Source organism: Opitutus sp. sgz309028 (assembly GCF_059821195.1).
Map to the genome: position 1 here is coordinate 22,406 of NZ_JCAMRR010000005.1, position 25,218 is coordinate 47,623.

General features: G+C 65.0%; 16 protein-coding genes. 13 read left to right on the top strand and 3 right to left on the bottom strand.

Annotated elements, in window-relative coordinates; all coding sequences use genetic code 11:
- Positions 1 to 93: 93 nt before the first annotated feature.
- Complete coding sequence (locus AC6RV7_RS18570; protein WP_500095691.1) at positions 94 to 747, bottom strand: phosphopantothenoylcysteine decarboxylase domain-containing protein; 654 nt, start codon at positions 745 to 747, stop codon at positions 94 to 96.
- A 329-nt stretch (positions 748 to 1,076) separates the two neighbouring features.
- On the opposite strand from AC6RV7_RS18570, the gene AC6RV7_RS18575 reads away from it, so the two are divergent.
- From AC6RV7_RS18575 to AC6RV7_RS18635, 13 genes are all read left to right on the top strand, one after another.
- Positions 1,077 to 2,081, top strand: a complete 1,005-nt coding sequence (locus AC6RV7_RS18575; protein ID WP_500095692.1) for a LacI family DNA-binding transcriptional regulator — start codon at positions 1,077 to 1,079, stop codon at positions 2,079 to 2,081.
- A gap of 324 nt (positions 2,082 to 2,405) precedes the next feature.
- Entirely contained in the window at positions 2,406 to 3,461 is a 1,056-nt protein-coding gene (locus AC6RV7_RS18580) for a sialidase family protein (RefSeq protein ID WP_500095693.1), read from the top strand.
- A gap of 74 nt (positions 3,462 to 3,535) precedes the next feature.
- Entirely contained in the window at positions 3,536 to 6,424 is a 2,889-nt protein-coding gene (locus tag AC6RV7_RS18585) for a TonB-dependent receptor (protein ID WP_500095694.1), read from the top strand.
- A gap of 9 nt (positions 6,425 to 6,433) precedes the next feature.
- A complete protein-coding gene (locus tag AC6RV7_RS18590; RefSeq protein WP_500095695.1) occupies positions 6,434 to 7,474 on the top strand; it encodes a sialidase family protein in 1,041 nt (346 codons plus the stop codon).
- 4 nt (positions 7,475 to 7,478) lie between these two features.
- Positions 7,479 to 9,056, top strand: a complete 1,578-nt coding sequence (locus AC6RV7_RS18595; protein ID WP_500095696.1) for a sialate O-acetylesterase — start codon at positions 7,479 to 7,481, stop codon at positions 9,054 to 9,056.
- A gap of 45 nt (positions 9,057 to 9,101) precedes the next feature.
- Entirely contained in the window at positions 9,102 to 10,049 is a 948-nt protein-coding gene (locus AC6RV7_RS18600; RefSeq protein WP_500095697.1) for a substrate-binding domain-containing protein, read from the top strand.
- Between the two features lie 31 nt (positions 10,050 to 10,080).
- Positions 10,081 to 11,607 carry a sugar ABC transporter ATP-binding protein gene (locus AC6RV7_RS18605; protein WP_500095698.1) on the top strand — a complete coding sequence of 509 codons (1,527 nt, stop codon included), beginning with the start codon at positions 10,081 to 10,083 and terminating at the stop codon, positions 11,605 to 11,607.
- Positions 11,604 to 12,566 (top strand): ABC transporter permease, encoded by a 963-nt coding sequence (locus tag AC6RV7_RS18610; RefSeq protein WP_500095699.1) that lies wholly within the window; start codon positions 11,604 to 11,606, stop codon positions 12,564 to 12,566. Before AC6RV7_RS18605 ends, AC6RV7_RS18610 begins: the two co-directional genes overlap by 4 nt.
- A gap of 11 nt (positions 12,567 to 12,577) precedes the next feature.
- Positions 12,578 to 13,603: a nucleoside hydrolase gene (locus AC6RV7_RS18615; protein WP_500095700.1), complete on the top strand. Its 1,026-nt coding sequence runs from the start codon at positions 12,578 to 12,580 to the stop codon at positions 13,601 to 13,603.
- A 5-nt stretch (positions 13,604 to 13,608) separates the two neighbouring features.
- Entirely contained in the window at positions 13,609 to 14,562 is a 954-nt protein-coding gene (locus AC6RV7_RS18620; protein WP_500095701.1) for a ribokinase, read from the top strand.
- A 167-nt stretch (positions 14,563 to 14,729) separates the two neighbouring features.
- A complete protein-coding gene (locus AC6RV7_RS18625) occupies positions 14,730 to 17,921 on the top strand; it encodes an alpha/beta fold hydrolase (protein WP_500095702.1) in 3,192 nt (1,063 codons plus the stop codon).
- A 116-nt stretch (positions 17,922 to 18,037) separates the two neighbouring features.
- The gene (locus AC6RV7_RS18630; RefSeq protein ID WP_500095703.1) at positions 18,038 to 20,029 is read left to right on the top strand and encodes an alpha-L-arabinofuranosidase family protein; all 1,992 of its coding nucleotides are present in this window, start codon (positions 18,038 to 18,040) and stop codon (positions 20,027 to 20,029) included.
- 229 nt (positions 20,030 to 20,258) lie between these two features.
- The gene (locus AC6RV7_RS18635) at positions 20,259 to 22,331 is read left to right on the top strand and encodes a glycoside hydrolase family 43 protein (protein WP_500095847.1); all 2,073 of its coding nucleotides are present in this window, start codon (positions 20,259 to 20,261) and stop codon (positions 22,329 to 22,331) included.
- A gap of 141 nt (positions 22,332 to 22,472) precedes the next feature.
- Here the strand turns inward: AC6RV7_RS18635 and AC6RV7_RS18640 are convergent, their stop codons facing one another.
- The gene (locus AC6RV7_RS18640) at positions 22,473 to 23,936 is read right to left on the bottom strand and encodes a glycosyl hydrolase family 28 protein (protein ID WP_500095704.1); all 1,464 of its coding nucleotides are present in this window, start codon (positions 23,934 to 23,936) and stop codon (positions 22,473 to 22,475) included.
- Between the two features lie 20 nt (positions 23,937 to 23,956).
- Positions 23,957 to 25,132, bottom strand: coding sequence for a glycoside hydrolase family 27 protein (locus tag AC6RV7_RS18645; protein ID WP_500095705.1), 1,176 nt, complete (start codon positions 25,130 to 25,132; stop codon positions 23,957 to 23,959).
- Between the last annotated feature and the right edge of the window lie 86 nt (positions 25,133 to 25,218).

The window sequence follows — 25,218 nt, forward strand, 5'->3', positions numbered from 1 at the left end:
AGGAAACGCGGCGCGGCGCAAGCGCGGCGTCGGCGGGATTCGCGCGATGCGAAAACGGGCGTTTCCTGACGCGTCGGCCGCGACGGTGGCGCGTCAACGTTCCGGTCGAACGTGCGCGAGAATAAACTCCGCCACCGCCGCTTTCGGCGCGGGACCGAAGGCGTGACGCTCGCCGTGCGCGCCGAGTAGCAGGATGGCGTTGGCATCCGCGTCCATGCCGATGCCGGGTTGGCTTACGTCGTTGGCGACGATCCAGTCGAGGTGTTTCGCGGCGAGTTTGTGGCGCGCGTAGGTCTCGACGTCGTGTGTCTCGGCGGCGAAACCGACGACGCACTGCTGCGTCTGCTTGCGCGAAGCAAGCGTGCCGAGGATGTCGATGGTCGGCACGAGATGAAGGATCACGGCGCCACCGGTTTTCTTTTGTTTCTCGGCGGAAAAAGTCTGCGGCCGATAATCCGCGACCGCGGCAACCGCGATAAAGACATCGCAGCGAGGAAAGAGCGATTCGCACGCGGCAAACATCTCGGCGGCGGAAACGACGGAGTGACGCGTCACGCCGGCCGGCGCGGGCAGCGTGACGGGACCGCTGACGAGATCGACTTCCCAACCCCGCGCCTGCGCGGCGGCGGCGAGCGCGTAGCCCATTTTGCCGCTGGAGCCGTTGCTGAGGAAGCGAACCGGATCGAGGTGCTCGCGCGTCGGCCCGGCGGTGATCAAGCAACGAAGCGGAGTCGGCGAAGAAGGCATCGGGAGCGGGGAGTTAACGACGGAAGCGGGGCCCAAGCAGCGAGGCAAGGACGCGCTACGTCGCGCAACCCGCGCGGTGTCGCGTCCGCGCGCGCAGTGGCGAGGGCCGTGCGCGCGGAGTGAGTCGGGGCGGGGAGTCACCGCCGCGCTCGGGAGTGTAAAGTGTCATACATTATATGACACTCTGGTTTTGGCGGTGGGACTTGGTGAACAGCCAGGGAGGCGTTGAGGTGGGTGGGTTAAAGAGGGCGGCGGTTGAGGGGGACGCATGAAGGTGACACACTTTCGCCTCGCGCTGGAGCGCGGGTGCGCAATCGTTTGCTCGTTCCATGAACGGCAAGCCCAGCCTCGAAGATGTCGCGCGACGCGCGAATGTATCCGTTTCCACGGTTTCGCGGACGATTACGGGCAGCGGTCGCATCAGCGAGGAGACACGCGAGCTCGTGCACCGCGTGATGCGCGAACTCGGCTACAAGCCCAATCGCGTCGCGCGCCGGTTGCGCGCGCAGGGAGGGAAACGCCATCTCATCGGCTTGATCATTCCCGACATCCAAAACTCGTTTTTCGCGGATATCGCGCGCGGCGTGGAGGACGTGGCTTATAAAAACGATTTCGCGGTGATGCTGTGCAACTACGACGAGGATCCGCGCAAGGAGCAGTTTTACCTCGATGTGATGCTCGCCGAGTCAGTCGACGGAATTATTCTACCTCCTTCGCATGAAGAGGATGCGGATGTGTTGCGCGTGCAGCGCAGCGGCGTGCCGATCGTATGCGTCGACCGCAGTCTCAGCGATCCGAGCATCGACAAGGTCGAGGTGGACAACGAGCGCGGCGCGTTCGATGCGGTTACGCACCTGCTGCAGAAGGGGCATCGGCGGATCGGTTTGATTTCGGGACCGCTGGATTCGTCGACCGGCCGCGCGCGCCTCGAAGGTTATCGTCGCGCCTACAAAAACGCGGGTCTTCCCTTGGTGGAAAACCTCGTCGGCTTCGGTAATTACAAGCAGGATTCAGGTCGGGAGGTCGCGCGGACTTTGTTGGGGCTGACGCAGCCACCGACGGCGATTTTTGCGTGTAACAACCAGATGCTCGTCGGCGCGATCCAGGAGGCGTCGGAACGCGGGCTACGCATCCCGGAGCAGATCGCGCTGGTCGGTTTCGACGACGTGCCGCTGGCCGCGGTGTTCAATCCGCCGCTCACCGTGGTGCGGCAACCGGCTTACGAAGTAGGGCAGAAGGCGGCGGAGCTGCTACTGCGGCGGCTTAACGAGCCGCAAGCGGAGTTCATTCGACTCTCGCTATCGCCGGAATTGATTGTGCGGAAGTCATCGTAGCTCTCCGGTTTACGGCGGATTGCGAGAAAGGGCGGCGGTGCGCATTTGTGGCGATCAGGACGATCGCCGCTACCGGTTCGAGCAGCACGCTGCGAAGTTGCTTCGGTGACGCGGTGTCGTTTTGGACCGGCAAAGAAAAATCGGCCGCTCTTATCTTTGTAAGGCGTAGTTAGACCAGACAGTTAGGAAATAATCTAATAAGTTGCGCAATCGATTGCGCTTGACGATTGTTTTTGGCCTGCGCAATCGATTGCTCACTTCCAGCGCATCCCTCCGCCTGTTCGCTTATCCGGCGGCCTGCGCTTCGCCCAACCCCCTCCCGCCATGCCCCTCCGCTTCCGGTTTCTTGTTCTTACTTCGTTCGTTTTCGCGCTCCTGAGCCTGCGGGCGGAATCCGCGTCGTGGCGCGTCGTGCGCGACGAGTTCATTGAACCCGCGCCCGCAGTCCCCGAAGTGCACGCGTCGACGATCGTCGAGGCCGGCGACGGCTCGCTCGTGGCCTCGTGGTTTGGTGGCAGCAAGGAAGGCAACGACGACATCGATATCTGGGTGTCGCGTTTCGAGCGCGGCGCGTGGACGACCGCGGTGGTGGCGGCGACGGGTGAGGAGCCCGACGGCCGGCGCTATCCGACGTGGAACCCCGTGCTGCACCGCGCCGACGACGGTCGCCTGATTTTGTTCATCAAAGTCGGTCCGTCGCCCGAGAAGTGGTGGGGCGAGTTTCTCGTGTCGCACGATCACGGCCGGACCTGGGGCGAGCGCCAGAAGCTGCCGGACGGCGTGCTCGGCCCGATCAAGAACAAGGCCGTTCGTCTCGCCGACGGCACGATCGTGAGCCCCTCGAGTTTCGAATACGACGCGAAGCATTGGGCGGTGCGGATCGAGCGCACGGATGCGCAGCTGCGCCGCTGGACGGTGAGCCCGGATGTCGCCGATCCGCAGCGGCTCGGCGCGATCCAGCCCTCGATTCTCGTTCACGCCGACGGGCGGCTGCAGGCGTTGTGCCGCAGCAGCGTCCGGCAACTCGTGCAGACCTGGTCCACGGACGGCGGCGTCACCTGGTCGCCGCTCGAACCGACGCAGCTGTTCATGCCGAACTCCGGCCTCGACGCGGTCACGCTGCGCGACGGTGGATTTCTGCTGATCTACAATCCGTCTCCGAAGGACGCCAACCCGAAGAGCTGGGGCGAGCGGCGTCCGCTGGTCGTGGCGCACTCCGACGACGGCCTCGCTTGGACAACGATCCTCACGCTCGAAACCGCGCCCAATCGCCACGGCTACGCCTATCCCGCCGTGATCCAGTCGGGCGATGGCCGGGTGCACATCACCTACACGTGGAATCGCGCGCGCATCAAGCACGTGGTCCTCGAGGCGCGCTGAAGCGCGGCGTTCTCCCATCTTCCTCACCCATGACAAACCGATCCATACCCCGACTCAGAAAGCTAACCGTCCTCATGGCCGCCGGCCTGTTTCTGCCGGCCGCGATCGAAGCGGCGAGCGTCAGCGGCACCGTGCGCAACCAACGCACCGGCGCTTATCTCGAAGGCGCCGAAATCACGGTCGACGGCAAACCGACCGTTTTCCGCACCGACCGCACCGGTCGTTTCACCATCGAACAGCTCGAGCCGGGCGCGCGGCAGCTGCGCGTCGAGTATCCCGGCCTGGAGCCGGAAGCGCTGATGGTTGAGGCCACCGACACCGCGCCGCGCGCGGTCGACGTCGGCCTGCGCGAATCCTCCGACGAAGCGGAGGCGCTCCTGCTCGAGAAGTTCGTCGTCACGACCGAGAAGGAAGGTTACGCCGCGTCCGTGGCGCGCCAGAAGGCCGCCAACAACATCGAGAACGTCCTCTCGATGGACACCTACGGCACCGTGGCCGACGGCAACATCGGCAATTTCCTCCAGCGCGTCGCCGGCATCGCGGTCAACAAGGACGCGGGCGACGCCGTGGGCGTGATCGTCCGTGGCGCGCCACCGGAGTTGAACTCTGTCACGATGGACGGCGTGCGTCTCGCGTCCGCCGACTCTGGTATCAACCAGGGCGATCGGTCCGTGCGCATCGACCATCTGCCGTCCGAATTCATCAAGGAGATCGAGGTCGTCAAAGCCAACACCGCCGACCAGTGGTCCGACTCGATTGGCGGCACGGTCAACCTCGTGACCAAGTCCGCGTTCGACTATCGCAACCCCGTCCTCACGTATTCGGCCGGTTATTCGGTCAACACCTATCGCGACGACCTGTGGGACTGGCGTCCGCAGGCGAGTATCAGCTATCTCACGACGCTCGGCCAGGCGCGCAACGTCGGCGTGGCGCTCTCCGCCTCGCACAACGAGAGCACGCATCCCCGCGACTGGGTGCAGGTGCAGCGCCTGGAGAACGACGGCCGCGTCACGCAGGCGCGCCGGCTGGATGACATTGTTTACCGGATACGCCGCGGCCTTTCCTCCAAGTTCGAGTTCCGCCTCGCGAACGACCTCGAGGTTCGCTTCGACGCCGCAGTCAATCAATACAAGCAGTCCTCGGATCGGAATAATCTCAACATCAGCGACTCGGGCGGCCGTCGCGTCGCGGACTACAGCCGCGTCTCCCGCGCCGCGATCGAGAACGGCACACAACCGCGCACGGCCACGAACCAAACCGCGAGCGTCGCGCCGGGCTACACCGACACCTATACGGAAATGCTGCACGCCACGTTCGTGAACCAGCGCGCACGCGGCGACGGCGAGACCGAAACCTACAAGGTCGGCACGTCGGTGAAGAAGACCTTCGACTCCGGCCTCGTGGTCACCGCCGGCGGCACCTTCAGCCGCTCCGTCGCCGACTCCTCGTTCAACGCCTTCGCGGCGACGACCCGCGGCATCGGCCTCGGCATCGACAGCACGAACCCGGAACGCCCGGTGTTCACGCAAACCTACGGCCGCTCCATTGGAGCCGACACCGACATGCGCTACTACACGGGCGTCCTCAATCTCAGCTTCAGCCACGTGAAGGACGAGATCGGCACCGCCTACGTCGACGCGAGCCAGTCGTTCCACGGCAAGGTGCCGATGAACGTGAAGGCGGGCGCCGCGTTCCGTGAGCAATACCGTTACAGCCGCAACTGGGCGCCGCGCTGGAACTATGTCGGGCCGAATGGCGTGCAAGGTCCGGCCAACTTGAACAGCGACGACAACCTCGCGCGTTTCCTCAACCCGAACCCGACGTACGGTCTGTTCAACGGCTACTACGATTCGACCGCGGAGTTCAATTTCCAGTCGATCTATCAGGACTTCCTCACCGCGCCGTCCAACTTCGCGGCGCAGCCGAACTTCTCGAACGTGCCGGCGCCGGCGTCCGAGGTCGACGAGCAGGTCTTCGCTGCCTACGCGATGTCCGATTTCTCGTTCGGCAAACTCATCGCGACCGCCGGTGTCCGCTACGAAGGCACGCGCATCGATGCGATCGGCTCCTATTCCGATCCGCAGCTGCCCGACAAGAAGAGCATCAGCAAGGAAGGTTCCTACGATAACTTCTTCCCCGGGCTGCACCTCAAGTACAGCGCGACCAAGCAGCTGATCTTCCGCGGCAGCGTCACCACCAGCTTCGCGCGTCCGTCGCTCGCCAATGTCGCTCCCTCCACGACGGTGAGCTACTCGTCCGCCATCGGCGCCGAGGGCACGCTCACGCAGAACAATCCCAACCTGAAGCCGCAGTATTCCGAGAACTTCGACCTGATGGCCGAATATTATTTCCGGCCCAGCGGCGTGATCTCGGTCGGCGTGTTCCGCAAGGACATCGACGACTTCATCTCGAGCGACAACTACATCATCGGCGCCGGTCCCGACAACGGCTTCGGCGGGCAGTTCGAAGGCTTCGAATACCGCACCAAGCGCAATCTCGGCAGCGCGAAGATCCAGGGGATCGAGTTCGACTATAATCAGAAGCTGCCGTGGCTGCCGTCGCGCTTCGGCGCGCTGACGGTGTTCGGCAACGCGACCTTCCTCGAAACCGAGGGCAACTACGGCGATGGCGTGAACGACCTCGTGAACTTCGTGCCGCGCACCTACAACGCCGGTCTCGCGCATTCCTGGCGCAATCTCACGCTTCGCGCCGCGTTCACCTACAAGAGCGATTACCTCGTGAACTATAACGGCGACCCGCTCCAAGCCTACCGCAACTCGGCCGACCGCAGCCTCGATCTCAACGTCCGCTACCGCTTCAGCAACGCGATCGCCGTTTACGTCGACATGGTCAACGTGCTCAACGAGGGCTCGTTCTGGTATAACCTCGACAACAAGAATCGCGTTCTGAAGAGCGAGATCACCGGCATGCGTCTCACGCTCGGCGTGACCGGACGCTTCTGATTTCCGCCCATGCGCCGCCGCCTCCTCTGGATCTGGTTGTCCGCTGCCTGCGGTTCGATCCCGGCCACCGGCGCAGCGACGAGCCCCAGGCTCGTCGAGGAATTCATTGAGCCCGCGCCGCGACAACCGGAAGTGCACGCTTCGACGCTCGTCGAAGCGTCGCCCGGCCGGTTCGTCGCGGCGTGGTTTGCGGGTTCGCAGGAAGGCAACGTCGACGTCTCCATCTGGAGCGCCCGTCGCGATGCGTCAGGTTGGTCCGCCGCGCACGAAGTGGCACGCGCGCGCGGCCCGGCGGGCGAACCGGTGCCCGCCTACAATCCCGTGCTGATGGCCGTCGACGACTCCCGTCTCGCGCTCGTGCATTCGGCCGGGTGGGAGGGCGAGTCGTGGCTGCCCTGGATTCAGTGGTCGAGCGATCGCGGCGCGACTTGGAGCGAGCCTACGCGCTTGCCCGAAGGTATGCGCGGGCCGGATCGCAATCGTCCGCTACGCCTCGCGAACGGCGCCTGGTTGCATCCGTCGACCGCGAGCGGCGGCGTGCATCTCGAAATCTCCAATGCGTCGCTCACGCAGTGGCGGCGCCGGCCGCAGCTCGCCGATCCCGCTGGATTGCGCGCCTTACAGCCGACGCTGATCGACCACGGCGGCGGTCGCGTGCAAATGCTCTGCCGCACGTATGCGCGCGAGCTCGCGACCGCGTGGTCTGCGGATAGCGGCGAAACGTGGACGCCGCTCACCGGCCTCGGCATCACGATGGCCAACTCGGCGATCGACGCCGCGCGGCTGCCGGACGGGCGTATCCTGTTGGTCTATACACCGACCGGGAAACCTGCCCGCGCTTCCGATTGGGGGCCGCGTTATCCGCTCACCGTCGCCGTCTCGACGGATGGCCTGCACTGGCGCAACGTCATCGATCTTGAAACGGCGCCGATCCGTGAAGGTTATGCTTATCCGTGCGTGCTCGTCGGCTCCGATGAGCGCGTGCATCTCACCTACACCTGGGGACGCAAACGCATCCGCTACGTCGTCCTCGATCCCTCCTTGATCTGATCTCATGCGCTTCTCGCTGTTTCTCGGTTTTGTCCTCGCCGTCATCGCGGCTTCGGCCCGCGCCGACGTCACCGTCGCGTCCCTGTTCGCCGACGGTATGGTGCTGCAGCGCGACATCGCCCATCCCGTGTGGGGCTGGGCCGATCCGGGCGAACGCGTGGACGTGCGTTTTCGCGATCAACAACACACGACACGCGCCGGCAAAGACGGACGCTGGCAGGTCACGCTCGCGCCGCTCGGCGCGTCGGCCGAGCCGGCCAGTTTGGTGCTGAAAGGAAAAAACCGCCTCGAGCTTCGTGATATTCTGGTGGGCGACGTGTGGCTCTGCTCCGGACAATCGAACATGGAGTGGGCGGTGTCGACTGCGTTGAATCCTCAGCCGGAAGCCGCCGCGGCCAATTTTCCGCAGATCCGGCACTGCAAGATCACCCGCACGGTGGGCGAGACGCCGGCCGCGATCGTCGAAGCGAAATGGGCGACGTGCAGTCCGGCGACGGTGCTGCGTTTTTCCGCGGTCGGATATTTCTTCGCGCGCGACCAACATCGCACGCTCGGCGTTCCGATCGGGATCGTGACGAGCGCGTGGGGCGGCACGCAGGTTGAGTCGTGGATCAGTGCACCCGCGCTCGCCGCGGATCCGGACTTCGCGGTCGTGCAGACACGCTGGCAGCAGCGGCTCGCGACGTTTCCCGCCGAGGATCTGAAACAACAGGCGGCCATCGCCGCCTGGGAAAAGGAAGCGGCCGCGGCGAAAGCGGCCGGAAAGAAAATCACGCAGCGAAAACCGGCCGCCGCCGAAGGTCCGGGGTCACGCTGGCTGCCGTCAGGACTCTACAATGGCATGATTCACCCGCTGCGGCCGTTTCCGTTTCGCGGCGTGCTCTGGTATCAGGGCGAGGCCAACGAGTTTCGCGCCGCTGAATACGGGAAATTGTTTCAAACCATGATCCGGCAGTGGCGCGCCGACTGGCAGCGCGAAGACTGGCCGTTCTACTTCGTCCAACTTGCGAACTACGCCACGCCCAACGATCCCAGCGGGCAAACCTGGGCGTTTCTTCGCGAGGCGCAGGCCGCGGCGCTCGCGCTGCCGCACACGGGCATGATCGTGACCGTCGATATCGGCGAGGACCGCAATATTCATTTCAAGAACAAGCAGGAGGCCGGGCGCCGGCTCTCGCTCATCGCGCGCGCGCAGCTGCAACACGAAGCGTTGGAGTTTTCCGGTCCGCTTTATCTCAGCGCCAAAGTCGAAGGCGCCGCGATTCGCGTCTCGTTCTCGCATGCGCGGGGATTGAGGTTTCGCGACGGCCGCGCGGCGGGTTTCGAGATCGCCGGCGCAGACCAAAAATTCCATCCAGCCCACGCGGAGCTCGACGGTGAAACGGTGCTGGTGCGCGCCGAGGCGGTGCCGGCGCCCGTCGCCATTCGCTACGCGTGGCGCAACACGCCCGAGGTCTCGTTGTTCAACGACGTAGGTCTGCCGGCCGCGCCGTTCCGCTCCGACGACTGGCCCGCAGGCGGCGAGTCGGTTGCGGCCAAAGTTTTCGATTCCTCGCCCACGATCGCGCGTCGCTTTCGCTGAGCCTTTCGTCCTGAATCGGCGCCGCCCTCAAACCCGTTCGTATCCATGAAACTTCGTTGTCTGCTCCTTTCGCTGAGTGCCGGGCTTTTGTTTTTTTCCGGCTGCAGCAAATCGTCTTCCGACTCCGCTTCGTCGCCGGCGAAACCGCGCGTCGCCCTCGTGATGAAATCGCTGGCGAACGAATTTTTCGGCACGATGGCGGCCGGCGCCAAAGCCCACCAGGCGGCGCATGCGTCGGACTACGATCTCATTTCGAACGGCATCAAAAACGAGACCGACCTCGCCGAGCAGGTCGGCCTCGTCGAACAGATGATTGCGATGCAGGTGTCAGCGATCGTCATCGCGCCGGCCGATTCGAAAGCGCTCGTGCCGGTGCTGAAACGCGCGATGAACGCCGGCATCGTCGCCATCAACATCGACAACCGCCTCGATGCGGCGGCGCTGGCGGAGGCGGGCGTTTCGATTCCGTTCGTCGGTCCGGACAACCGCGCGGGAGCGGCCGCGGTCGGAAAAGTGGTCGCCGCCAAACTGGAGCGCGGCGCCGCGGTGGCGATCATCGAGGGAATTCCGACGGCGGACAACGGTCGCCAGCGTCGCCTCGGCTTCGAGGACGCCGTGCGCGACGCCGGCCTGAATCTTGTATCCGTGCAAAGCGGACAATGGGAAATGGAACGCGCCAACACCGTCGCCAACGCGCTCCTCAACGCGCATCCGCAACTCAAGGCGATCTTCTGCGCCAACGACAACATGGCGCTCGGCGCCGTCGCCGCGATCCGCTCCGCCGGCCGCGAGGGCCAGGTGCTCGTCGCCGGCTTCGATCACATCGGTGCGGTCAAACCGCTGCTCGAGAGCGGCGCGATCGTCGCCACCGCCGACCAGCACGGCGGCCAGCTCGCGGTCTTCGGGATCGAAGCGGCGCTCGCGGCGTTGCAGTCCGGTTCGGCGCAGGATCGCTCGACACCGGTCGATGTGGTGACCGCGGAAACGCGCTGAGCGTCCGAATCGTCCGATCGTTCCTCGCGTGATGCAGCCTTCCCGACTCGAGCTTCGCGGCCTGCAAAAGGCCTTTGGGCGCAACGTCGTGTTGCGCGGGCTCGATCTCGCGCTCGCGCCGGGTGAGATCCACGCGCTCATTGGTGGCAACGGCGCGGGGAAGTCGACGTGTTCGAAGATCATCGCCGGTCTGGCAACGCGCGATGGCGGAGAAATCAAACTCGACGGCGTGGCGTTCGCGCCGGCGTCGCGGCAGGAAGCACAGGCGGCGGGCGTGGTGATGGTGCTGCAGGAGCTCAACGTGCTGCCGACGCTCTCGGTCGCGGAGAATCTTTTCCTCGACGACCTGCCGGCGCGCGCCGGCTGGATTCAACGTAGCCGGCTCGCGCGCGACGCCAAGGTTGCGCTCACGCGGGTCGGTCTGAGCAATCTCGATCCGGATCGTTCCGCTAGCACGCTCGGCGTGGGACAGCAGCAACTCGTGGAGATTGCGGCGGGTCTGACGAAACAGTGCCGCGTGCTGATCCTCGACGAACCCACCGCGGCCCTGTCAGGCGCGGAGATCCGCACGCTCTTCGCGCTGCTGCGCGACCTGCGCGCGGCCGGTACGTCGATTCTCTATATCAGTCACCGTCTCGAAGAACTGGCGCAGTTGGCGGATCGCGTGAGTGTGCTGCGCGACGGGCAACTCGTCGCGACGCTGCCGGCGACAACGCCGCGCGACGAATTGATCCGATTGATGGCAGGAGCGCTGCCCGCTCCGGCGGCGACGACGGACGCGCGCGTTCATCGCGGGACGCCGGCGCTGCAGGTCTGCGAGGTGCGTTCCGGTAGCGCGGTGCGTGGCGTGAGTTTCAAGGTGGCGGCCGGCGAGATCGTCGGACTCGGGGGATTGGTCGGGGCTGGCCGCACGGAATTGTTGCGCGCAATTTTCGGCGCGGACCGACGTAGCGCGGGCGAGATTTTTCTCGGCGACGACACGCGGCCGTTCCATCCGCGCAGCACGCGTGACGCGGTGAGGCGCGGGCTGGCGTTTGTTCCGGAGGACCGGAAACAGCAGGGAATTTTCGCGACGCTCTCCGTGCGTGCCAACGCGAGCGTCACGCGGTTGCCGACGCGGCGGGGTTTGCCGGGCTGGATCGATGCGGCGGGAGAACGCACCGGCATCGCGGCGCTGTTGGAGAAATTGCGCGTGCGCCATGCGAGCATGGAGCAGCCGATCGCGCAGCTCAGCGGCGGCAATCAACAGAAAGTCGTCATCGGTCGCTGGCTGCAGTGTCCGGTGCGCGTGTGGTTGCTCGACGAGCCGACGCGCGGCGTCGACGTCGGCGCGCGGCAGGGGATCTACGATTTGCTACGCGGCCTCGCGGCCGATGGCGCCGCCGTGCTGGTCGCCTCGAGCGACTACGAGGAGCTGGCGCAGTTGTGCGACCGGGTGCTGGTGATGTCGAATGGCCGCCTCACCGCGGCGTTTGAGCGCTCGGCGCTCGAGCCGGAGGCTTTCATGGCTGCGGCGTTCGCCGGCTTTTCCGGCGCGGAAACTTCTTTCTCTTCATGAATCTGGTGCGACGTTTCGCCGATTTTCTTTTCCTCGCCGCGTTGCTCGTGGCGCTGGTCGGTTTGTTCAGCGGGCTGAGCGATCATTTCTGGTCGCTCCAAACTTTGAATACGGTGGCCAACCGGATTCCGTCGCTCGCTCTGGCGGCGATCGGAATGACGTTCGTGTTGATGGCCGGCGGCATCGACCTTTCGGTCGGATCGATCTCGGCGCTGGCGGGCGCGGTGTTTGGCTGGATGGTCATCGACCAGGGCACGCCGCTGCCGATCGCGTTTGCCGCGGCGCTCGGCGCCGGGCTCGCATGCGGCGCGTTCAACGGCGCGCTCGTCAACTGGCTGCGGATGCCGTCGTTCATCGTCACGCTCGGCGTGCTCGAAGGCGCGCGCGGCCTGGCGTATCTCGCGACGGATTCGCAGACAAAATACCTCGGCGAACGGCTTGGTTTCCTGCAGGCGACCTTGCCGGGAGCGGGGCTGTCGACGGCGTTTTTCCTGGCGGTGGCGTTGATGCTGATTTCGCACTTTGCGATCACGCGCACGGTGTTTGGCCGGCACGTGGTGGCGGTCGGCACGAATGAAGAGGCGGCGCGGCTCGCCGGTTTGTCGCCGTCGCGGGTGCGCGCTGCGGTGTTTGTGCTTTCGGGCGTGCTCGCGGCGCTGGCCGGGCTTTGCCATGTTTCGCGCCTCGGCGCGGCCGACCCGAATGCGGGTTCGGGCCTCGAACTCTCCGCGATCGCGGCCGCCGTGATCGGCGGCACGAGCTTGATGGGCGGACGCGGCTCGATGCTTTCGACGTTTGTAGGCGTGTTGATCATCGCCACGCTCGAGGCGGGACTCGCGCATCTCGGCGTGTCGGAGCCGATCAAGCGGGTGGTGACGGGCGCGGTGATCGTTGGCGCGGTCGCGGCGGAGGCGCTGCGCACCGGCTGGGTGGCCCGGCGGCTGAATCGCGCGAACTGAACGCTGACTTTATGCGGAAAATTATCCCCATTCTTGCCCTGACGCTTCCCTTGTTCATCGCGGAGCCGGCGTTGGCTGCGCCTGAAACCGGCTCGAAACCGGCGCCGGTGAAGCTGATCTTCGACACCGATATCGGCAACGACTGCGACGATGCGATGGCGCTGGCGGTGATTCATGCGCTGCAGAACCGTGGCGCCTGCGAGTTGCTGGCGGTGACGCTCACGAATCCCGAACCGCAGGCCGGGAAACTGGTCGACGCGATCAACACGTTCTACGGACGGCCGGATATTCCGATCGGCGTGAACCCGTCCGCGCCCCTGGTCGGGAAGGGCAGTCGTTATCTGAAGGCGGAGAAAAACTACCCGCACGATTTCGATCCGGCGAACGCGTTGTCCGCGGTCGCATTGCTGCGCAAGACCCTCGCTGCTGCGCGCGATGGCGAGATCGTGCTGCTGCAGGTGGGTTTCTTCACGAATCTTGCGGCGCTGCTGGCGTCACCAGCGGATGACTACAGCCCGTTGTCGGGCCGCGAGCTCGTGGCGAAAAAAGTGCGCGAGCTGTCGTTGATGGCCGGCGGCTTTAGCACGCTCAACGGGAGCAATTATCCGCTCGAGTTCAACGTGCGCTACGACATCGCCTCGGCGCAGAAAGTCGCGGCCGAGTGGCCCACGCCCATGGTTTGGAGCGGCGTGGAGATCGGCGAGGCGATCCGCTTCCCGGCGACAGTGGTCGATCACGATTTCGGCTACGTGGCGCGGCATCCGGTGCATGAGTCGTATCAGTTGTATATCCCGACGCCGCACGAGCGGCCGTGCTACGATCTCACGAGCGTGCTGCAGGCGGTCTGGCCGGAGCGGGACTACTTCGCGCTGTCGGTTGCCGGCCGCGTGGAGGTGCTGCCGGACAGTTTCACGAAATTCGTGCCGGCAAAAAAAGGAGAGACTGGACGCGACCGCTACCTGATCGTGGATCCGGCGCGCGCGGCACGCGTGCGGGAACTGTTTGCGGCGCTCGTCAGCGAGCCGGCGGCGAAATGACTCTGATGCAGCCTTCCCGTTCTTCAAAACCGGCACGCGTGACCGTGCTGGGTTCGCTCAATGTCGACCGGATCTGGTCGGTCGCCGAACTGCCGACGCGCGGGGAGACCGTGCTCGCGAGTGCGACGCGCACGGAGTTCGGCGGGAAAGGCGCCAACCAAGCCGTGGCCGCGTGCCGTCAGGGCGCGCGCGTGGCGATGATGGGCGCGGTCGGCGGCGACGACGATGGCGAGCGCTACCGCACTTATTTATCAGAGATGGGCGTGGACTGTTCGGCTGTGGGCACGGAACGCGATACGATCACCGGCTCGGCGCATGTTTATGTCGACGCGCGCGGCGAGAACCAGATCGTGGTGGCGAGCGGGGCCAACTGGCGCGTGACCTCGGACTCCCTGGCACCGGCATTGCCGGCGCTGCTGGCGCGGAGCGACGTTTTGCTGGCACAGCTGGAAACCCCCGCGGCGGTTGTATCCGACGCGCTGCGACAGGCGGCCGCGTGCGGTGTGCGCACGATTCTGAACGCGTCGCCGTTTACGTCGGATTTCCGGTGGGACCAGCCGATCGACTCGGCCGTGATCAACGAGCACGAGTGCCGCGATTTCTTCCAGTGCACTCCGGCGGAACTGGGGGCGCTCGACCGCGCCGGGCGATGCCAATTTCTGAAAAAATACCGACTGCAGCACCTGGTGGTGACGCAGGGCTGCGAGCCGACGCTGCATTTCTCCGCGGATGCGACGCATGTGATTCCGACCTATCGCGTGGAACCGAAGGACACCGTTGGCGCAGGGGACATGTTTGTCGGCGCGCTGGCGGTGAAGCTCGCCGAAGGGGCGTCCTGGCCGGAAGCACTGTGGCACGCCAATGTCGCCGCGGCACTGTCGACGCTGTCGTTTGGTGCGCAATCGGCGATGCCACAGCGATCGCGCGTGGAGGAGTTGCTGGAGCCGCGTCCGATTTAGCGACGCGCGCCGCCCGCGTCCGCCACGACTCAGCGCCGCTTCCAAGCCGGGAGCGGCTTTTTTGTCGGATTTCAACGATGTGAGCAGCGCGGCGTTTGAGCGCGCCGCTGCGGCTTTGGACAACGAGCGCCGCCGCTATAGCCTGCGGCTCCCCAACCACCCCTTGCATGCGCACTTTTCCCCTCTCGCTGTCTTCGTCGTTGATCAAAATTTTCGCCCGACTCGCGCTGCTGCTGGGAGCGATGATGGGTATGTCGGCGGCGGAGATCCGTCGCGATCTGGTTTATGGCGAAGCGGGCGGCGAGCGGCTGGTGCTCGATGCGAGCGTCCCGGACGGGGAGGGGCCATTTCCGATCGCGATTCTCGTGCATGGCGGCGGTTGGAGTGGCGGCGACAAAGCCGGCACGCGGCCCACCGACGGCGCGGACATCACGCCGTGGTTCGATCCGCTCACCCGCGCGAACTTCACCTGGTTCTCGATCAACTACCGGCTCGCGCCGAAACATCGCTGGCCCGCGTGTTTCGACGATGTGCAAACTGCGATCCGCTGGGTGAAGGAACACGCCGCGGAATTCAAAGGCGATCCGCAGCGCATCGTTCTTTTCGGACACTCGGCGGGCGGACAACTCGCCTGTCTCACCGGTCTCGCGGCGGCGCCGGACGCACGCGTGCAGGCGGTGGTGGGTTTTGCGGCGGTCACGGATCCGGAATTCGAATTGCCGGTGCGCGGCGGGCTGAGCACGTCGCTGCAGGCGCTGTTCGATCGACCGAAGGAAATCACGCCGGAGTCTCTCGCGCTGCTGCGGGCGTTTGCGCCGATCGAAGCCGTAAAGGAGAAGCCGGCACCGCCGCCGTTTCTGCTGGTGCAAGGCGATGCGGACAAGACGGTGGCGCTGCAGCAGTCACTGAACTTTCAATCCCGGCTGCGCTCCGTCGGCGCACACGCGGATCTGCTCGTGATCCCCGGCGCGGGGCATCGGTTGGCCAACTGGCGCGATTTGGCGCCCGATTATCCGGATCGCATGATCGCGTGGATTCGCACGCAGTTGGAGGGAAGTGACCAGGAGACGAATCGGGAAACGCCGCGGCCGATCATCCGCGCGGCGCAGGCGAACGACGCGGCGGAGGCGCGCCCCCTTCGCCTCTGGTATCGCCAGCCGGCGACCGCGTGGACCGAAGCATTGCCGGTCGGCAACGGCCGACTGGGCACGATGGTGTTTGGCGGCCTGGCGGAAGAGCGGCTGCAGTTGAACGAGGACACGCTGTGGACGGGCGCGCCGCATGCGTATCATCACGAAGGCGCCGTCAACGTGCTGCCCAAGCTGCGGGAACTGCTCTGGGCCGGCGCGCAAAAGGAGGCCGAGGACCTCGCGATGCGCGAGTTCATGAGCGTGCCGCTGCGGCAGAAGATGTATCAACCGCTCGCCGATCTGCTGCTGCAGTTTCCGGGACACGAGCGCGCGAGCGATTACGAACGCGAACTCGATCTCGATGCGGCGATCGCGCGGGTGCGTTATCGCGTCGGCGAGGCGACGTTCTCGCGCGAAACTTATGCGAGTCACCCGGATCAGCTGATTGTCGAGGAACTGAAAACGGACCGGCCCGGCGCGTTGCGTTTCGCGCTCCGGCTCGGGGCACCGCACGCGGCGGCGACGGTGCGTGTTGTCAATTCGGATACGCTGCTGCTGCTCGGACGCGTGCAAGATGACGGGTTGCGTTTCGCAACGCAGGTGAACGTCACGACCCGCGGCGGCACGGTGCGCGCGAGCGCAACCGGCATCGAGGTCGAAGGCGCCGATTCCGCCGTCGTGCGGATCGCAGCGGCGACCAGTTTCAAGAACTTCCGCGACATCTCGGGCGATCCGGAGACGGTGACCGCGCGGACGATGGCGGCGGCGGAGGCGTTCGACGCGGCGCAGTTGCGCGAGCGCCACGTGTCGGATCATCGGGCGCTGTTCCGGCGCGTGAGCCTTGATCTGGGAACGTCACCGGCGCGCCGGTGGCCGACGGACGAGCGCCTGCGCGCCGCGGACAAGTCGGCCGATCCGGAGCTGGCGACGCTGATGTTTCAATACGGGCGCTACCTGTTGATCGCGAGCAGCCGTCCCGGCGGTCAACCTGCGAATCTCCAGGGAATCTGGAATGACCGCACAAATCCGCCGTGGGGCAGCAAATATACGGTGAACATCAACACCGAGATGAACTACTGGCCCGCCGACGTGGCGAACCTGGCGGAATGCGCGGTGCCGTTGTGGGACCTCATCGACGATCTGATGGTGAGCGGACGGGAGACGGCGCGGGCGCATTACGGTGCGCGCGGCTGGGTGCTGCATCACAACACGGATTTGTGGCGCGGCACGGCGCCGATCAACGCGTCAAATCACGGCATCTGGCCGACCGGCGGCGCGTGGCTTTGCCAGCACCTGTGGGAGCACTTTCGTTTCACCGGCGATCGCGAGTTTCTCGCGCAGCGCGCCTATCCGGCGATGAAGGGGGCGAGCGAGTTCTTCGTCGATTATCTGGTCAAGGATCCGCGCACGGGCTGGCTCGTCAGCGGGCCGTCGAATTCGCCCGAGCACGGCGGGCTGGTGATGGGACCGACGATGGATCACCAGATTATCCGCGCACTCTTCGCGAACACCGCGGCGGCGGCCCGCGCGCTCGGCCGCGATGCGGAGTTTGCGAATCAACTCGAAGCCCTGCGCGCGCAGATCGCGCCGAATCAAATCGGACGCCATGGCCAGCTGCAGGAATGGCTGGAGGACAAGGACGATCCGAACAGCCGGCACCGGCACGTTTCGCATTTGTGGGGCGTGTTTCCCGGCGAGGAGATTTCACCGGTGACGCCGGAGCTGTTTGCGGCGGCGAAGCAGTCGCTGCGTTTCCGCGGCGACGACGGCACGGGCTGGTCGCTCGGTTGGAAGATCTGTCTGTGGGCGCGTTTTCTCGATGGCGATCACGCCTTCAAAATGATCCAGCAACAGCTGCGTTTCGCGCCCTCGGACCGGGCGCAGAGCAGCAGCGGGGGCGGGACGTATTCAAATCTCTTCGACGCGCATCCGCCGTTTCAGATCGATGGCAACTTCGCGGTCACGGCGGGAATCTGCGAGATGCTGCTGCAAAGTCAGCACGACGACCTCGTGCTGCTACCCGCGCTGCCGAGTCATTGGCCCACCGGAGCGGTGCGCGGCCTGCGCGCGCGCGGCGGATACGAGGTGGATCTGGTGTGGCGTGACGGAAAACTCGTGTCGGCGACGATTCGGGCGCAGCACGATGGCCGCGTCACCCTCCGCACCGGCGCGCGAAAGCAGGAGATCGCCCTCCGCGCCGGCGAGGCTTACGTTTGGGAACTGCGCTGATTGCGACGGAGCCGCGCGCGAGGGCAGGCGGCGGTTCCGGCCGCCACGTCTTGCGATGTGACGGTCACAAAACGCCTGGCTGGAAAATCACGGGCGCGACCGCAGGCTGTGGCGTTATGATGCGCTTTCTCCCCGTCGGGCTGCCGTTTCTTCTCGCGTTCGTTTCCGCTTTCGCGGCCCAGCCGCGCACCCTCACGGTGGCGCTCGATGCGCCAGCGAAGGCGATCAGTCCGGAGCTATTTGGTATCTTCTTCGAGGATCTCAACTACGCCGCGGATGGCGGACTCTACGCCGAGCTGTTGCAGAACCGGTCTTTCGAATACAGCGCCACCGAGCAGGCGAATTGGGGACCGTTTTCATTTTGGGATCTTGTGAAAACCGCCGACGGCGACGGACGGCTCGGGCTGGGCGATGCGCGTCCGGTGCACGTCAACAACCCGCATTACCTGATTCTCACGGTGACGAAGCCCGGCGACGGCGTCGGGATCGCCAATCGCGGTTTCGACCAGCTTCCGCTCGAGGCCGGCAAGGCCTACGACGCGTCGTTCTGGGCTTACCAGGCCTACATGGGCGTGATGTGGGGTCCGGGCGACCAGACGAAGCCGATGCCGCTGACGCTCCGTCTCGAAGGCAAGGACGGCAGCGTGCTGGCCGAAGCGAAGCTCGAGGTATCCGGTCGCACGTGGACGAAGCACACCGTAACGCTCACGCCGTCGCGTTCCGATCCCGAGGCGCGCTTTGTTTTGCTCGCGCACGAGCAGGGCGCCGTGGCGCTCGACATGGTTTCGCTTTTCCCGCGGGACACGTTCAAGCACCGCCCCAAGGGATTGCGCCGCGATCTCGCGCAAACCATCGCCGACCTGAAGCCGAAGTTCGTGCGCTTCCCCGGCGGCTGTCTCGTGCACGGTCCCGGCGTGCGTGCGTATTACGATTGGAAGCACACGGTCGGACCGGTCGAGCAGCGGGTCGCGTCGCGGAATTCGTGGGGTTACCACCAGACCATGGGGCTTGGGTATTTTGAGTATTTCCAGTTCTGCGAGGACATCGGCGCGGCGGCGGTTCCGGTCGTGACGGCGGGCGTCTGCTGTCAGCACGCGGGGCATTCGCCGGGCCGAGGACAGGAAGGGCTGCCGCTGGAGGACATGCCGGCCTACATCCAGGACGTGCTCGACTTGATCGAGTGGGCCAACGGTCCGGCGACGTCGAAGTGGGGCGCCGTGCGCGCCGCGGCCGGACATCCCGCGCCGTTCGGCTTGAAATACCTCGGCATCGGCAACGAGGACGCGATCACGCCGGACTTTAAGGAGCGCTTCCGGATGATCAACGACGTGCTCAAGGAGAAACATCCCGAGATTGTCGTCATCGGCACCTCCGGCCCGTTCGCGAACGGGGAGGATTTCGACCTTGGTTGGGCGTTCGCGCGCGAGCTGAAGCTGGCGATGGTCGACGAGCATTATTACGTCTCACCGCAGTGGATGTGGGAGAATCTTTCCCGCTACGATTCCTACGACCGGAACGGACCGAAGGTTTATCTCGGCGAATACGCCGCACATGAAAAGGACCGCCGCAACACCCTGCGCACCGCGATCGCCGAGGCCGCGTATTTGACGAGCCTCGAGCGCAACGGCGACGTCGTGCGGCTGGCCTCGTATGCGCCGCTGCTCGCCCGCCGTCAGCACACCCAATGGCACCCGGACATGATCTATTTCAACGCGACCGAGGTGTATCCAAGTCTCAACTATACCGTGCAGCAGCTTTTCGGTCGCAATCGCGGAGACACGGCCGTGACGACTTCGTTCGACGCCGGGCCTACCGGCGCGAAACTGGCGGCCTCGGCGGTGCGCGACAGCCGGAACGGCGATCTCATCGTGAAGCTCGTCAACGGCGAAGCCACCGCTCAGTCCGTCGCAACGAAACTGGCTGGGGCGAGCCGCCTCCCCGCGACCGCCGAGCGCACCGTTTTCGGGGGAGCCGACGCCGATGCGGTGAACACCGATGGCCAGCCGCCGGCCGTCACGCCGGTCACCGAAACCGTGCCGCTGTCCGCCGAGTTCACTTACGAGGCGCCGGCAAACTCGCTGACGATCTGGCGCATTCGGGCGCGTTGAGGTGTGGAACTCCGCGCTGGTGGGACCGGCGCCGCCTGGGCGCGGACCTGCCTAAAGTAATAGTCGCGGGTATGGCCAACGCATCCTTGAGGTTGGCGCCCGCTCCTCCGTTCTTGCATTGCCGCGTCGTCGCCGCGTTGCCCCGCTCCCCCATAACCCTTCTCGTTTTCCAGATATGTCATTCGTGAGACGCTTCCTGTCCCTTCTTGTCTGCCTGTCCGCCTTCGTGATGGTTGCTCCCGGGTGGGCCGCGGCCGCGCCGGTGAGCTGGACGGCCGACAATGGCAACGGCACGTTCACGAATCCGCTGTTCTACGACGAATTCTCCGATCCCGACCTGATCCGCGTCGGCGAGGATTTCTATCTCGCGGGCACGACGATGCACGCGATGCCCGGGCTCGTGATCCTGCACTCCAAGGATCTCGTGAACTGGAAATTCCTCAGTTACGCGTTCCAGCGGCTGGACTTGGGGCCCGGGTTCAAGCTCGACGAGGGTAAGGAGATCTACGGCCAGGGCATTTGGGCGCCGTGCCTTCGTTACCACGCCGGCAAGTTCTACCTGTTCGCCAACATCAACGGCCACGGGCTGCAGGTCTTCATCGCGGAGAATCCCGCAGGGCCCTGGGAGCATCGCCGCTTCCAGGGCGGCATCCACGATCTTTCCGTGCTCTTCGATGACGACAACCGTGTGTATGCTGTGCACGGATACGACGAGGTTGTTCTCACCGAGCTCAAGCCGGACCTCAGCGGCATCGTCGAAGGCTCCGACCGGGTGATCATTCCGCGCGGCAACGCGATGGGCGAGGGGCATCATTTCTACAAAATCGACGGCAAGTATTATATTCTCAGCGCCAACTATGCGCCGACGGGCCGGATGCAGGCCGCGCGCGCCGATCATATTTACGGCCCTTACGAAACAGTCGTGATCGCGGCGAAGGAAACGCTCGGAACGCAGCGCGGATGGCTGCTGCAGCCCATCGGCCTGGGGATGAAGATCCCCGGCCCCGGATCAGATTTTAAACTTACGCCACCTGGCGGCAACCAACTCGGCGCCGTGCCGCTGCACCAGGGCGGTATCGTTGATTTGCCGAATGGCGAGTGGTGGGGTTTTTCGATGCTCGATTTTCGCTCCGTTGGTCGCACCACGGCGCTCTCGCCGGTCACCTGGGTCGATGGCTGGCCGTATTTCGGTCTCCCGGGTAATCTCGGCCGCACGCCGCGCACGTGGACCAAACCGGCGCTTGGCACGCAAGTGGAGCCGCACGCGCCCTACCAGCGCAGCGACGATTTTTCGGGCTCGAAGCTGTTGCCGGTGTGGCAGTGGAATCACCACCCGGTGGACGAGAAATGGTCGCTCACGGAGACACCCGGTGCGCTCCGTTTGCACACGCTCCCCGCCGACCATCTCTTGTGGGCGAAGAACATGCTCACGCAGCGTGCGATCGGACCGGTTTCCGTGGCGACCGCGGAACTCGACGCGGCGGGCTTGCGCGTGGGCGATTATGCCGGACTCGCGCTGGTCAATATCCCCTTTGCGACGCTGGGCGTGGTCCGCACCGATGCGGGCTTCGTGCTGCGCTACTACGATCAGTCGAAAAACGAAACCATCGAGCAACCGCTCGCGTCGCCGCACCTCTGGCTGCGCGCGACCGGAGATTACGATAACGACGTCGCGCATTTCAGCGTCAGCGTCGACGGCAATGCCTTCGCCCAAATCGGTGGCGAAATTCGGCTGCCGTATCAGTTGAAAACGTTCCAGGGCACGCGCCTCGGGCTCTTCGCGTTCAACACCGCGGGCCGAGAAGGTGGGTATGCCGATTTCGCGGATTTTCGCGTCGACGAACCTCTCGCCGATCGCTCGGCCAATATCCCCCTCGGCAAAATCGTGACGTTCACAAATCTGTCCAATGGCTCCGTCGTGTGGGCGAATCCGCACGGCATGTTGCACTCCGCGGCGCCCGGTTCGAAGCAGGCGACGAGCGCGCAGTCGCGTTTCCGCGTGCATGATCGCGGACAGGGGCGCGTGGCGCTGGAGGCGATGGATGGCAGCGGCTTTCTGACGGTGGTTGGCGCGGGGTTGTCCGCCGATGTGCGGCCGCTGAAGCCGGAGTCCGAGGCGAGCCTGTTCATGTGGCAGGACATGTTGCGCGACCGGCAGTGCATGCTGCTTTCGCTGAAGACGAATCGTTTCGTCGGCATCGCGCCCGACACCGGCGAGCCCTACGGCGCCGACTGGCCCGGTGCGAAGCCCGACCGCAAGGACGGCACGGTGCTGACGTGGACGGCAGTGCCGGCGGAGTAGCGCAAACTTGGCGGAGCCTGGAAGCGGTTCCGACATTCGCAGGCTGAAATGGGACGCGCGGACAGGGTGGACAGGTCCACCCTGCGTATTGATGAACGGACTACGACCCGCCCAGTGGCCTCGGGCTTTCCGCACGTTGGCCTAGTCGATCGTGACGTTCTTCGCGTCGTGCACGACCAGTTGGGCGGCCTCGAACGTGCGCAGCGGCTGGCCAAGATACGAGAGGCCGTCGATCGTGACATTTTCCACGAGGTGGTCGTCGTCGTAACCGGCGATGATGCTGTAGGGCAGCGCACCTTCGATGACCTGCAGGTTGCGGACTTGCACGTTGCGGATGCGGCCGCGTTCGGCTGCGTGTTGACGATATTCGTCCGGCGTGAGGCGTTGTTCGCCGTCCCACACACCGCCGGGGTCCATCCGGCGCTCGCGCTCCGCTTGTGACGCCGGTTTGTCGATGCCGTATTGGGCATAGAGCACGCAGAAATCGATCAGCTTGCGGCGGACGTCCTCGACCCGGATGTCCTCGAAACGGACATCCTCGACCGTGCCTGAATCGCCTTGGTGGATACTGATGGCGGAGCCGCGCTCGACGTGGAGGATGTCGCAGTCGCGAAACACGAGATGAGAGGCGCCCCGGCTGCGCAGTTCGAAGCCCACCTCGATCGCGTTGCCGCCGACCGGCATGTTCCAGAAGGTGGAGCGGCGCACCTCGATGTTTTTCGTTTCGATATCGTCCAGATTTTTGACGACGACGCAGTCGTCGTTGGTGCGGACGAAGACGTTTTCGACGAGCACATCGCTCGAAGAGACGAGATCGAATCCGTCGTTGCCATAATGATTGCTGCCGCTGAGGACGTTCACGCCGTCGACGTGCACGTTGCGGCAGGAACGGACGAACACCGTCCAGTAATGGCTGTTGAAAACGGTGATCCCTTTGATGGCAGCGCCTTCGACATTCTGCAGGTAGATCATGTTGCGCGCTCCGGACTCATCTTCCGGAATCGGTTTGGCGGTGCGATCGGCGGACGTCGTTGCCGGCCGGTTCGGGATGTCAGTGCCGTCCAGCACGCCGCGTCCGCGAATGCTGACGTTCCGGGTGCCGATCGAGCGGACGTTGCCTTTCACCCACGCACCAGCTGCGAGGTAGAGCGTTTCGCCCTCGGCGAGGTCCATCAAACCGGCGTCGTGGATGCCGGGTCCGAAGTAGCGGACCTTCGCGTCGCCGGGCTTGGGCGCGTCGTCTTCCGGTGTGGCGGGAAACAGGTGCAGCACGCGGGCGAGGTCGCGGTTGAACTCGACGGTGAGCGGGCGCGCCGTGGTGATGCGAAAGCGGATCGTGCGGTGATCCGCATCGATCGTGGCGGTGACGCCGGCGGAGCGTGGTCGAAGATCGACCCAGCGAACATTGAAGTCCGCGCGGATCATGACCTCGACGGGCGCGGTCAGCTCGAAATTCCCGAACGACCCCTGGTTGAAGTGATGCAGCGGGAGTTCATTGCCCGCGATCGTGACGTGGAGGGGCAGCGGTTGCGGCTGCGCCAAAACCGCGCGGCCGAGGATGGCGAGCATGAGCCCGCAGAGTCCGATGAGGTTTCTTTTCATCATGAGAATGGCGGCGCGGAACGTCAGGCGCGGACCCGAAGGAGCACGCAACCATGAGGCGGCACCGTGGCCTCAATGATCTCGCGGCGGCCGAGATCGATGTGTTTCCAGACGTCGCGAACGTGTGCGCCCGAGGGGAAGCCGAGCGGCCGCAGATCGACCGGGATGACTTCGCCGCGCGTCCAGGTGTCCTGGCGGTTGAAAATGCCGATGGCCTTGCTGCCGTCGGCGAGTGGTTTGCCCCAGATCTCGTAAGGGCCTTCGGCGGAGAAGCGGTCGCCTTGCACGCCGGCGGGGTCCTGGTCGATGGCGATGACCTCGCGATTCGTAAGCAACGCGATGGTTTCGGCGTTCATTTTTGTCAGGTCGTTGCCCGCGAGCAGGGGCGCAGCGAGGAGTGCCCAGAGGCTCATGTGCGTGCGGTATTCCTCGGCGGTCATGCCGCCGTTTCCCACCTCGAGCATGTCTGGATCGTTCCAATGACCGGGGCTGGCGTAGCGGGAGAGGCCGGCCTGACCGAAGCCGATCGCTGCCATCGCGGCGTAGCTGTCGCCGATGTCGCCAGTCGTGCGCCAGGAATTGCCGCCGACAGAGGCGCCCCATCGCCAGACGTAATTGAGGCCGTATTGGCAGAGGCTGTAGAAGATGGGCCGGCCTGTCTGTCGCAGGGCGCGGTGCATTTTCGCGTAAGCTTCACGGATGGCATCGAGTCGCTCGGCAGGCGTGGTCAGTTTGTTCACAACCTCGTCGTTGTAGCTGCACAGGTCGTATTTCAGATAATCGACGCCCCAGGCGGCGTAGGTGCGGGCATCTTGTTCCTCATGCCCGAAACTGCCCGTGTAGCCCGCGCACGTCTTCGTGCCGGGCGATGAATAGAGCCCCAGCTTCAGACCCTTCGCGTGGAGGAAGTCGGCGAGCGCCGCCATGTCGGGGAAACGCTCGTTGGGCTGGATCGTGCCGTCGGCCGCGCGTGATCCCTGCCACCCGTCGTCGATGTTGATATAGACATAGCCCGCGTCGCGCATGCCGCTGCTGACCATCGCCTCGGCCTGTGCCCGCACGATGGCATCGGTGATGTTTGCCTGGAAATGATTCCAGCTGTTCCAGCCCATCGGTGGCGTGAGCGGAAGGCTGGAGGCCAGCACGCGCAACGACAGCATGGCCGTCAGCGCGGAAACGAGCAGGTGGGACGAGTTCATGAAGGAGAAACAACGGGGCGACCGTGGGGCATGACTGTGAGGACAAACCCAACCTTCTGACGAAACGTCGCAAGCGCAGGACCCGT